The sequence below is a fragment of the Acetobacter sp. UBA5411 genome, assembly GCF_002409645.1.
GTDB lineage: Bacteria > Pseudomonadota > Alphaproteobacteria > Acetobacterales > Acetobacteraceae > Acetobacter.
In genome coordinates, this window is record NZ_DHNR01000026.1 from 156,412 (window position 1) to 167,353 (window position 10,942).

At 56.6% G+C, this 10,942-nt stretch carries 9 protein-coding genes and 1 pseudogene; 7 read left to right on the plus strand and 3 right to left on the minus strand.

Annotated features, from left to right (window positions below):
- Positions 1–71: 71 nt before the first annotated feature.
- Positions 72–1,511, minus strand: a complete 1,440-nt coding sequence (locus tag B3759_RS08515; protein WP_291365528.1) for a helix-turn-helix domain-containing protein — start codon at positions 1,509–1,511, stop codon at positions 72–74.
- A gap of 351 nt (positions 1,512–1,862) precedes the next feature.
- Here B3759_RS08515 and pdhA point away from each other — a divergent pair, with 351 nt between their 5' ends.
- The 5 genes from pdhA to B3759_RS08540 all read left to right on the plus strand — a co-directional run bounded on the left by pdhA (position 1,863) and on the right by B3759_RS08540 (position 7,879).
- Positions 1,863–2,891: a pyruvate dehydrogenase (acetyl-transferring) E1 component subunit alpha gene (gene pdhA, locus B3759_RS08520; protein ID WP_408736463.1), complete on the plus strand. Its 1,029-nt coding sequence runs from the start codon at positions 1,863–1,865 to the stop codon at positions 2,889–2,891.
- A gap of 5 nt (positions 2,892–2,896) precedes the next feature.
- Positions 2,897–4,255 carry a pyruvate dehydrogenase complex E1 component subunit beta gene (locus B3759_RS08525; protein ID WP_291365529.1) on the plus strand — a complete coding sequence of 453 codons (1,359 nt, stop codon included), beginning with the start codon at positions 2,897–2,899 and terminating at the stop codon, positions 4,253–4,255.
- A gap of 12 nt (positions 4,256–4,267) precedes the next feature.
- Positions 4,268–5,518: a pyruvate dehydrogenase complex dihydrolipoamide acetyltransferase gene (locus B3759_RS08530; protein ID WP_291365530.1), complete on the plus strand. Its 1,251-nt coding sequence runs from the start codon at positions 4,268–4,270 to the stop codon at positions 5,516–5,518.
- A 67-nt stretch (positions 5,519–5,585) separates the two neighbouring features.
- Positions 5,586–6,995: a dihydrolipoyl dehydrogenase gene (lpdA, locus tag B3759_RS08535; protein WP_291365531.1), complete on the plus strand. Its 1,410-nt coding sequence runs from the start codon at positions 5,586–5,588 to the stop codon at positions 6,993–6,995.
- A 173-nt stretch (positions 6,996–7,168) separates the two neighbouring features.
- Positions 7,169–7,879 carry an HAD family hydrolase gene (locus tag B3759_RS08540; protein WP_291365532.1) on the plus strand — a complete coding sequence of 237 codons (711 nt, stop codon included), beginning with the start codon at positions 7,169–7,171 and terminating at the stop codon, positions 7,877–7,879.
- An 8-nt stretch (positions 7,880–7,887) separates the two neighbouring features.
- Here the strand turns inward: B3759_RS08540 and B3759_RS08545 are convergent, their stop codons facing one another.
- On the minus strand, positions 7,888–9,366 hold the full coding sequence (locus B3759_RS08545; protein WP_291365533.1) for a mannitol dehydrogenase family protein: 1,479 nt from the start codon (positions 9,364–9,366) through the stop codon (positions 7,888–7,890).
- A 391-nt stretch (positions 9,367–9,757) separates the two neighbouring features.
- Here B3759_RS08545 and B3759_RS08550 point away from each other — a divergent pair, with 391 nt between their 5' ends.
- Together B3759_RS08550 and B3759_RS08555 are read left to right on the plus strand one after the other, a co-directional pair.
- Entirely contained in the window at positions 9,758–9,973 is a 216-nt protein-coding gene (locus tag B3759_RS08550) for an alpha/beta fold hydrolase (protein ID WP_291365534.1), read from the plus strand.
- On the plus strand, positions 9,970–10,527 hold the full coding sequence (locus B3759_RS08555) for an alpha/beta fold hydrolase (protein WP_291365535.1): 558 nt from the start codon (positions 9,970–9,972) through the stop codon (positions 10,525–10,527). Before B3759_RS08550 ends, B3759_RS08555 begins: the two co-directional genes overlap by 4 nt.
- A 79-nt stretch (positions 10,528–10,606) precedes the next feature.
- Here the strand turns inward: B3759_RS08555 and B3759_RS08560 are convergent.
- Positions 10,607–10,942: pseudogene (locus B3759_RS08560) on the minus strand (NAD-dependent dehydratase); the annotation flags it as partial.

The following is a 10,942-nucleotide window of genomic DNA, read 5'->3' on the forward strand; positions in this document are numbered from 1 at the left end:
GATGTCCTACCATGAGCCATCCGAAATAGTTGTTCTGTTTTCTTATCTCGACGGAGAAGTTGCTTCATTCGTTATACAAGCACCCGATAAGGCACGGTACCTCTCTCATCACTGTTGGGATCGAGCCGAAAACCGCTGGCGGGAACAGCGCGGTGGCGGCAGTCGATACGGCTGCATGCACGGCATCCGGGGCCGATCGGGACGTAGTTTCTGGTGTCCTCGACATTCAGGGCAGTTGAATAGATGATCTCGGACGCATGTGTGACGGAGCATCCCAACACAATGGCGACCCGTCGTGTGCGTTCGAAAAAGGATGTTGGAGGACGTCCGACCGTTCTGGCGACGCTGATAAACACGCTGCCATCGGTGTCCTGTGAAAGTTGCGTCGCCAGTCTGCCGGGAACAGCAAAGCTCTCAAACACGTTCCACAGAGCGCACAGACCGCCGAAGCGGGCGCGGCTGAAGCGTGTGGCGCTATAGCTTTTCAGGATGTTGCCCGCGACATCCGTCTTGATGAAATAGAACGGGATACCTTCAGCGCCCGGCCTCTGGAGCGTGGAAAGGCGGTGACAGACCTGTTCAAAACTGACCTTGAAGCGTCTCTGCAACAGGTCGAGGTCATGCTTGGTCTCTCGGGCCGCCTGCCGGAACCGTCCGTAGGGAAGAATCAGCGCCCCGGCAAAATAGTTGCTGATACTCACGCGAACGAGCGCCTGCGCATCACCTGCGGGCAGACCGGAGCGGCGAATGGTCTTGTCGATGATGCGGCTGAACTCGATGTCCCCGATCAGTCTGGCAAGGCAGAAGGAGCGGCTTTCCGGAGCCATGTCGGCTGACAGGCGGAGAGTTTTTTCCCGACGATCAAAGCGCCACAGCGTGTCCTGTAATGCAAAGTCAGAATTGGTGGCTACGCGGATGGAGTGATGATCCAGAAGGTAGCGTTCAAACACGACAGACGGCGCAGCGCGGTCGAAATTCTCGGCCTCGTAGAGATCTTCTGCTGCCGTATCGAGGTCGTGAAAATAGTTTTTCTCACTCTGCACCCATTCACCGGCCGCTTCATAGTGGGGTGATCCCAGTGTGTCGGGGATGTGCGGAAGATCCTGAGTGGACGTATCGGCTGAGAGATGGGTGCGTCGTTCCGTGAGGGTTCGGTAGGAGCGATACAGTTCGATAAAGTGCCGGGCCAGTCCGGGGAGTTCCTGCGCGGCTTTTCTGAACTCGTCCGCCTGCAGATCGGACTTGAACATGGGGTCCGCAAAAACCTCCCGCAGCATCTGGATGGTACGGATTTCCTCGTTGTCGCCAAACCAGGACGCATCCACTGCGAAAGTTCTGCAAATAGTTAGCAGCAATTGGGCTGGAATCGGTCTCAGATCGTTTTCAAGCTGGTTAAGATAACTTGACGATATATTAACCAGACGCGCCATCTCACGCTGTGTATGGCCGAATTGACGCCGAAGTTTGCGGATTCTGCTGCCCGCGAAAAGTTTTTTATGACCGACGCTCATGTTCACATTGTACACATTTTGACAGGGGTGTTACTTCATCTTTACACCTTTCCGGCGCTTTGCAGAATGTCGTGCCCGCGTTACCAGTCTGGGAGGTGGTAGCGCACTTGCCATGACAACCCGAATAAGGATGAGACGTTGGCGGTGAGAGAAGGAAAGATGCTCATGGGAGAGTCTCTCCGTTCATCGGTGGCGGGCGCTTGGTGATCGCCGAGTGGGATCGGGATGGAAAGGTCTCCCGGATTGCCTAGGCGCTTTTCTTTAACCGCTTGAGAATTAACGATAATATTTATAGTTAACGGCTGCGATTATGTGCCAGACCCTGACAACCGATGAGGTAAAGGTAAGTTCATGACCGAACAGAATAATGCGGGGCAATCAAGGCCTGACAGCGCAACGGATGGCCGGAATCACCCCGGATTGACCACGGATCAGCTCAAGCAGGCTTATTACGACATGCTGCTGATCCGTCGTTTTGAGGAAAAAGCCGGGCAGCTTTATGGCATGGGCCTCATCGGCGGCTTCTGCCATCTCTATATCGGTCAGGAAGCCGTGGTGGTCGGCCTTCAGATGGCGCAGAAGGACGGTGACAAGGTCATCACCTCCTACCGTGACCACGGTCAGATGCTTGCAGCAGGCATGGACCCGCGCGGCGTGATGGCGGAACTGACAGGACGTGCGACCGGCCTTTCCCACGGCAAGGGCGGCTCCATGCACATGTTCTCCCGTGAGAAAAACTTCTACGGCGGTCATGGCATTGTCGGCGCTCAGGTGGCGCTCGGTATCGGCCTGGCTTTCGCCAACAAGTATCGCGGAACGGATGAGGTCTCCATCACCTATTTCGGTGAAGGCGCATCCAATCAGGGACAGGTCTACGAGAGCTTCAATCTTGCCGCCCTGCACAAGCTGCCCTGCGTGTTCGTCATCGAAAACAACCGCTACGGCATGGGCACCAGCGTCGAACGCGCTTCGGCCTCCAAGGCGCTGTGGAAGAACGGCGAGCCGTGGGGCATTCCCGGCAAGCAGGTTGACGGCATGGATGTGGAAGCGGTGAACGCTGCTGCGAAAGAAGCCATCGCGCATTGCCGTGAGGGCAAGGGGCCTTACCTGCTGGAAATGTCCACCTACCGTTATCGCGGCCACTCGATGTCTGATCCGGCGAAGTATCGTCAGCGTTCGGAAGTGGATGAGATCCGCCAGAAACATGACCCGATCGACCATGTGCGCAACCTGCTGAAAGCGGCTGGCGTGGAAGACACGGACTTCAAGGAAATGGAAACCAAGGTGAAGGAAATCGTCGCCGATGCGACCGAATTCGCCAAGACAAGTCCGGAGCCTGATCCTTCGGAACTGTTTACCGACGTGCTGGTGGGAGAATAAGACGGATGGCTATTGATATCCTGATGCCAGCGCTGTCGCCGACGATGACAGAAGGCAAGCTGGCCAAGTGGAACAAGAAAGAAGGCGACACGGTCTCTTCTGGTGAAGTGATTGCCGAGATCGAGACGGACAAGGCGACGATGGAAGTCGAAGCCGTGGACGAAGGCGTTCTCGGCAAGATCCTCATTCCGGAAGGAACGGAAGGTGTGGCGGTCAACACGCCCATCGCCATTCTGGTTGAGGAAGGTGAAGCGGTGCCGGAAGGACCGTCCGCAGGCAGTGGCGAGGCTCGTCCTGCGGCTGAAGAAGCGCCGAAAGCGGCGGCTCCTACGGCTGTTGCTTCTCCTGTCGCCACGACGACCAGCGAGCCTGAAAAAGACTGGGGCGAAACGAGCGAGATCACGGTGCGTGAGGCGCTTCGTGACGCGATGGCTGCCGAAATGCGCCGTGACGAAGACGTCTTCCTGCTCGGTGAGGAGGTCGCCCAATATCAGGGCGCCTACAAGGTCTCGCAGGGTCTGCTGGACGAGTTCGGCGAGAAGCGCGTGATCGACATGCCGATCACCGAGCATGGCTTTACGGGCATGGCCACAGGTGCGGCGATGACCGGCCTGAAGCCGATTGTCGAGTTCATGACCATGAACTTCTCCCTGCAGGCGATCGACCACATCATCAACTCGGCCGCCAAGACGCACTACATGTCCGGCGGTCAGATTTCCTGTCCGATGGTGTTCCGTGGTCCGAACGGCGCGGCGGCCCGCGTCGGTGCGCAGCATTCGCAGTGCTTTGCAAGCTGGTATGCCCATGTTCCGGGTCTGAAGGTTGTGGCCCCGTGGTCGGCAGCCGACGCGAAGGGCCTGCTGCGTGCGGCCATCCGTGACCCGAACCCGGTGATCGTGCTTGAGAACGAGATCCTCTACGGTCAGAAGTTCCCATGCCCGGTGGATGAGGACTTCATCCTGCCGATCGGCAAGGCAAAGATCGAGCGTCCGGGCAAGGACGTGACCATCGTGGCGTTCTCGATCAGTGTCGGCACGGCGATGGCCGCTGCTGAACTGCTGGCCGAGAAAGGCATTGATGCTGAGGTCATCAACCTGCGTACGATCCGTCCGCTTGATACGGCGACCATCGTCGAGAGCGTGAAGAAGACAAGCCGTCTGGTCACGGTTGAAGAAGGCTGGCCGTTTGCCGGTATCGGCGCGGAAATCGCCATGCAGGTGATCGAGCACGCCTTCGACTGGCTCGATGCGCCGCCGGTGCGCGTGGCTGGTCTCGATGTGCCGATGCCGTTTGCTGCCAACCTTGAGAAGCTCGCCCTGCCGCAGCCCGACTGGGTTGTGGACGCCGTTTCCAAAATCGTCTGAGGGAAAGACATCATGGCTATCGATATCCTGATGCCCGCTCTCTCGCCGACCATGACGGAAGGCAAGCTGGCGAAGTGGAACAAGAAAGAGGGCGATACGGTCTCTTCGGGTGAAGTGATTGCCGAGATCGAGACGGACAAGGCGACGATGGAAGTCGAAGCCGTGGATGAGGGTATTCTCGGCAAGATTCTTATTCCGGAAGGAACGGAAGGCGTGGCGGTGAACACGCCCATCGCCATTCTGGTTGAGGAAGGTGAGGCGGTGCCGGAAGGTCCGTCCACGGCTGCGCCCAAGGCAGAGAAAGCCGAGCCAGAAAAGGCTGAGGCCCCCGCGCCAAAGACTGCTTCTCCTGCGCCGCAGGTGAAGGCACCTGTGGAGAAAGGGAGCCGTGTGTTCGCTTCTCCGCTGGCGAAGCGGATTGCCAAGGATGCGGGCATCGAGCTGTCCACCCTGAAAGGCAGCGGTCCGAATGGCCGTATCGTCAAGAAGGACGTGGAAGCGGCAAAGGCTGGTGGTGGCGCTTCGGCAGCGAAGTCTGCGCCTGTAGCAGCTTACACGTCGGGTGGCTCGACCAGCACGCCGCACTCCACCATGCGCAAGGTCATCGCCCGTCGCCTGACGGAATCGAAGACGACCGTTCCGCACTTCTACGTCTCGGTTGATGTGAAGCTCGATGCGCTGCTCGCTCTGCGTAGCCAGCTCAACGCGGCATCACCCGCCGAGGGGCCTGAGGCGTTCAAGCTGTCGGTCAACGATCTGCTGATCAAGGCCGCTGCCGTTACGCTGCGTCGCGTGAAGGGCGTCAACGTCTCCTACACGGATGAGGCGCTGATCGAGTATAACGACGTGGACATCTCGGTGGCTGTGTCCATCCCGGATGGCCTCATCACGCCGATCATCCGTCAGGCCGATCGCAAATCGCTGCGTGAGATCAGCAACGAGATGAAAGACCTCGCGTCCCGTGCGCGTGCGGGCAAGCTGAAGCCGGAAGAGTTCCAGGGTGGATCGTTCTCGATCTCCAACATGGGCATGTTCGGCGTCAGTTCCTTCTCTGCGATCATCAATCCGCCGCAGGCCGGTATTCTGGCCATTGCGGCTGGTGAGAAGCGTGCGGTTGTTAAGCCGGACGGATCGTTAGGTGTGGCTACGGTGATGACCGTGACGCTCTCGGTCGATCATCGCGCCATTGACGGTGCTCTGGCCGCCAAGTGGACCGCTGGGTTCCGCGAAGTGGTTGAAAACCCGTTCACGCTGGTCGTCTGACAGGCCGTATCGTCGGGCGGGCAGGGAGCAGTTCCTGCCCGCCCGACGCTCAATCAGGAAATATCATATGAGCACCACCGATTTTGATCTGATTGTTGTGGGTGGCGGTCCCGGCGGCTATGTGGCGGCTCTCCGTGCGGCGCAGCTGAAACTCTCGGTCGCGGTTGTCGAAGCCAACCATCTTGGCGGTATCTGCCTCAACTGGGGCTGCATCCCGACCAAGGCGCTGCTGCGCGCTTCCGAAATCAATCATCTCATCCATGATCTCGGCCAGTTCGGTTTTGCCGTGGATAATCCGCGCTTCGATTTCCAGAAAGTCGTGGCCCGTTCACGTGCTGTATCGAAGCAGCTTTCCGGTGGCGTGGGCCATCTGCTGAAAAAGGCGAAGGTTCCGGTCTTCGATGGCTTTGCGAAGCTAGCTGGCACAGACGGCAAGAAGCGCAAGCTCGCCGTGGCGCTAAAGGATGGCAAGTCGGTCACGCTGACGGCCAAGAACCTGATTCTTGCGACCGGTGCCCGTGCCCGCACGCTGCCGGGGCTGGAGCCGGACGGCAAGTTCGTCTGGTCCTACCGCGAGGCGCTTGTGCCGGATGAACTGCCGAAGCGTCTTCTGGTGATCGGCTCCGGTGCGATCGGCACGGAGTTCGCCTCCTTCTATCGCAACATGGGTTCCGAAGTGACGCTTGTGGAAGTCGCGGATCGCGTGCTGCCGGTCGAGGACGAGGAAATCAGCGGTCTCGCCCGCAAGGCGTTCGAGAAGCAGGGGATGAAAATCCTCACAGGTGCGAAACTTGGCACGCTAAAGAAGTCCGACAAGGACGTCTCGGTCGAGATCGAAGCTGGCGGCAAGAAGGAAACTTACACGTTTGATCGTGTTATTTCCGCCGTGGGTATTGTCGGCAATGTCGAGAATATCGGGCTGGAAGGCACGAAGATTGTCGTGGATCGCACGCATATCGTGACGGACGATCTCTGCCGCACCGGTGAGCCGGGTGTGTTCGCCATTGGTGATGTGGCTGGCGCTCCGTGGCTGGCGCACAAAGCAAGCCATGAGGCGGTCATGTGCGTGGAAGCGATTGCTGGCAAGCATGTGCATCCGATCGACGTGACGAAGATTCCGGGGTGCACCTATTGCCGTCCGCAGGTGGCGTCAGTCGGCTACACGGAAGCCAAGGCGAAAGCAGTGGGTTACCAGGTCCGTGTTGGTCGTTTCCCGTTCATTGGCAACGGCAAGGCGATTGCCATGGGTGAGCCGGAAGGTCTGGTGAAGGTCGTGTTCGACGCCAAGACCGGGGAGCTTCTGGGTGCGCATATGATCGGCGCAGAAGTGACGGAGATGATTCAGGGTTACGTCATTGCCCGCAGTGGTGAACTGACGGAAGCGGAACTGAAGGAAACCATCTTCCCGCATCCGACAATCTCTGAGTCGATGCATGAAGCCGTGCTGGCGGCCTATGACGGAGCGCTGCATTTCTAGTTGATGCAGCTTGTCGCTTTCTGACGCCTCTTTCGGGTCCTGTGCCGGAAAGAGGCGTTTTTTTTGTGGTTTCCAATGAAGTGATGTGGGTGAATATCTTTTAATTTTCTGGATTTTTCATTTGCGGTCTTACTGCTGTACATTCGCTGCAAGAAAAATATACAGGAAGAAAAATGACAGAGCAGATTATTCCAGCCCAGCTTCGCAATGTATCATCCGCCCCTGTTCGTGGGGTGGTGTTCGATATGGACGGGTTGCTGCTCGACAGTGAGACGCTGGCAATGGATGCGTTGGTCGATGCTGGCAAAGACCTTGGCTACGACATTCCGATGAGTTTCTGTCGTTCCATGATTGGTGTGCCTGCGGATGGATGCCGCAGGCTGGTGCATGAAGCCTACGGTGTGGCCTTTCCCATGGAGGAGTTCTTCGCCCGTCAGGAAGTGGTGCTCCGCGAGTATGTAGACAATGGCCGACTGGTTCTGAAAACCGGTGTGCTGCCCTTGCTGGATCTTCTAGATAAGTTCCGTATCCCGAGGGCGATTGCCACGTCTTCAAGCCGCTATCGCACGGATCATCATCTGGAGCTTGTTGGGCTCGACAAGCGTTTTGACGCAACGGTCACACGGGACGATGTCAGCGCTGGCAAACCCAATCCAGAGCCTTATCTGAAAGCTGCTGAAAAGATTGGTGTCGAGCCGAAATACTGCCTTGCGCTTGAGGACTCCCATTCTGGTGCGCGGGCTGCTCATGCAGCGGGCATACGGGTTATCGTTGTGCCGGATCTTCTCCAGCCAGCCGATGACATCCACGAAAAGGCGCTGGCGATCGTGGATGATCTGACTGTCGTGACGGCCTATTTGCAGACTGTGCTGCAAACAGCCTGAGACTTTTTTCAGGCTGCCAGTTCACGGAGGACGGTCGGCACATCTTCCTCCGTCAGTCGGCGCAGCAGATCTGCAATTTCTGCGACGATGCGGTCATGATCCGGCAAAGGCGGCCCAAAGACCTCTTCCATGGCGAGGAAGGCTTCCGCCTGTGCCTTGTGATCATCGCGAGCCTCGGCGCAGATACGTTGCAACACTTTCGTTTTCGGGTCGGTCAGAGACAGTTCCAGCGCCTCCTGATCGTTCAGCGCGAACCAGCGTATCCAGCTGGCGATAAGCAGTGAAGCGCCGGAAACGGAGCGGCCCGCGACAAGATTGTCCCGCATGGCGCGCATCACCCGGTCCGCCATCTTGGCCGAACCATTGCGGCCCACGCGCTCTGCATCATGAACGATGCCGGGATTCTGAAAACGGGCCATCAGCGCCTGCGTGTAATCGTCCAGTTCCTCGGCGGAGAGGGCAATGCCTGCTGTCTGTTCGTCGCGCATAAAACGGGCGGTGATGCGTCCAAGAGAGGTATCGCTGGCGGCTTCCGCGATCGTGTTCAGCCCGGCAAGCGCTCCCGTATAGGCGAGCAGCATGTGACTGCCGTTCAGCATCTGAAGCTTGGCGGCTTCAAAGACAGCGACGTCACGGACAAATTTTGTTCCCGGGTGCGCTTCCCAGTAGGGACGGGGGCCATCGAACGGTTCGATGATCCACTGAAACCATGGTTCGGCAGAAACCGGTGCGGCATCGACAATTCCTCCGAGAGCCTTCTTTGCATCGGCGACGTCATCAACGTGGCTGGACGGAGCAATCCGGTCGACCATCGTATCGGGGAACTGAACCTTCTCTCCGATCCATGCCGCCAGCCGATCATCGCCCCGCAGGGAGGCGTAATCCATAACGGCTTGTCTGAGCGTTGCGCCATTATGGCTGACATTGTCGCAGCACAAGATCACGGGAGGAACAGTGCCGCGCTGTTTTACCAGAGCGAGACCATTCGCCAGAATGCCGATGGCCGTGCGGGGATGTTGCGCTGAAAGATCCTGCCGGATTGCCTGTGCTTCCGGGTCGAGCCGTCCGTCAGCGGTCAGATAATAACCGCTGGCCGTCACGGTCAGGGAGACGATGCGTATGCGAGGATCGGCGACACGCTTCGCCAGATCGATGGCTTCGTCACCCGAAAACACCATCTCATGGATGGAGCCGATGACGGATGCGACAGTCCTGTCTTCGACGCGGGTCAGCAGGGTGTAGAGATTGTCCTGTGGCCGAAGCTGGTTCACGAGGTCGGGGCGTCGCATGGTGGCGCTGACGATACCCCATTTGAGCCCGTCCGAGCCTTCTTTGTTGATGGCCGCCTGCGTGGCGACGGCCTGATGGGCACGATGAAAATTGCCGCAACCGAGATGGAGGATGCCGGGCGTGAGTTGGGAGAGATCAAACGCGGGGCGGTAGACGTCTTTGGGGAGATGGGCGAGAGCTTTTCGGTTGAGATGCAATGAATCGCTCCTCTTTTTGTTTTGAAATAGGAACTGAAAGTATGTGATTGGTGTGTATGCAATGATACTGAATTATAATTAATTTTAATTCCAATATTTTATTTGTTTGTTTTTATTGTAGTGCTTTATGTAATTTATGGGAAATAAGTGGGTAATTTTTGTAAATAAAATAAAAATATTTGAAATAATTTCATTGCGTTTATGCCTGCTCTATCAAGTCAAACATTGATGGTATCGCTTTTCAATATGGCGATTTAGGCAGGCGAAGCTGAAGGACAGCCTCTGGAACAGAGTTAGAGGCAATAGATACATAAGACTGCCATGAAACTTTGATGATAGAGAATTACAGGCAACAGGTTCCAAAACAACCCGACAATATGAAAGCGATTGCATGTTTGACTCAGGGAAATTTGTATCTGTTGGCGATACAAATTTGTTCGTCTCTGAAGCCGGAAATCCAAAGGGGAGGGTAATTGTCCTGCTGCATGGTGGCTTGCAAAGTCGACTTGATTTCATCCCGCTCGCGAAGCTTCTTGCAGAAGATTACAGGCTGATTGCTATTGATACGCGCGGCACGGTCGTTCCGGTATCGGGACGGCCACCATGACATATCTTCAGCTTCAGCATGATTTTTCCGTGGTTCTTGCCGCGCTGGGACTGCAAAAAGCAGGGATTATCGGACACAGCGACGGTGGCATTGTCGCCTTGCGTCTTGCCGCTTCCCTCGACGTGCAACCGGAGCTTGTCATAGCGGTCGGCGCGCATTGGGCGCTGCCGGAAAATGATCCGGCCCGGCAGATTTATCAGACAATTACTCTTGAAAAATGGCATGAGATATTTGGGGATCAAATATCGGTCTATAACGCGGAAAATCCTCAACCAGATTTCGGAAAGTTATTTACGGCCGCGATGCATATGTGGCTCGGTTGCGACGCAGATGCCTATCCTGGCGCATCTGTAAAAAACATCCAGTGCCCTCTGCTCGTAGTGCATGGTGGCGACGACATGCTGGTATCGCGGCAACAGGGGTTTGAGCTTACTGAGCAGGTCAAAAGTGCCAGGTTGCTTAACTTACCCTTCGCCAAGCACACGTTACTTGAAGACATGCCTGAACGTGTTTTTCCCTTTTTACGGGATTTCATGAATCGCGTCACAGCCTGAAGGCTATGCGGTTGCATAGCCCGTTAGAGAAATCCCTTTCTGATTCCAAATATCTGGCATGAGGGCGGTATCCGTCGCTCTATTCCTTCCAGATCAGTTCCAGACCCTCTTTATATGTCGTCACGGAAAACTCAGGAAATTGACGTTTGAATTTCGTTGAGTCAAAAAGATTGTCCTGTTCGTAACGGGGCAGCAATTCCCTGATCTCCCGCACCTTTTTTGAAAAAATGCCTGCGATGATCAGTGGCCATTTACCGATAACCGAATAACTGGGGGATTGATCGAAAATCCTGCTCGCCATGGTAACAAATGTCTTGTAAGTCGGCCGCTCGTCACAGCACGGCAGATGCCAGGTCTGCCCGAAAGCTCCCGGTGTATTGCCCAGCGTTGCAAGCGCGCGGCTCGCATCCGGCGT

Excerpts from the sequence above, each read along its gene's own strand:
- B3759_RS08515 (WP_291365528.1), bottom strand. The coding sequence starts at position 1,511 with ATGAGCGTCGGTCATAAAAAACTTTTCGCGGGCAGCAGAATCCGCAAA.
- pdhA (WP_408736463.1), top strand. The coding sequence starts at position 1,863 with ATGACCGAACAGAATAATGCGGGGCAATCAAGGCCTGACAGCGCAACG.
- B3759_RS08525 (WP_291365529.1), top strand. The coding sequence starts at position 2,897 with ATGGCTATTGATATCCTGATGCCAGCGCTGTCGCCGACGATGACAGAA.
- B3759_RS08530 (WP_291365530.1), top strand. The coding sequence starts at position 4,268 with ATGGCTATCGATATCCTGATGCCCGCTCTCTCGCCGACCATGACGGAA.
- lpdA (WP_291365531.1), top strand. The coding sequence starts at position 5,586 with ATGAGCACCACCGATTTTGATCTGATTGTTGTGGGTGGCGGTCCCGGC.
- B3759_RS08540 (WP_291365532.1), top strand. The coding sequence starts at position 7,169 with ATGACAGAGCAGATTATTCCAGCCCAGCTTCGCAATGTATCATCCGCC.
- B3759_RS08550 (WP_291365534.1), top strand. The coding sequence starts at position 9,758 with ATGTTTGACTCAGGGAAATTTGTATCTGTTGGCGATACAAATTTGTTC.
- B3759_RS08555 (WP_291365535.1), top strand. The coding sequence starts at position 9,970 with ATGACATATCTTCAGCTTCAGCATGATTTTTCCGTGGTTCTTGCCGCG.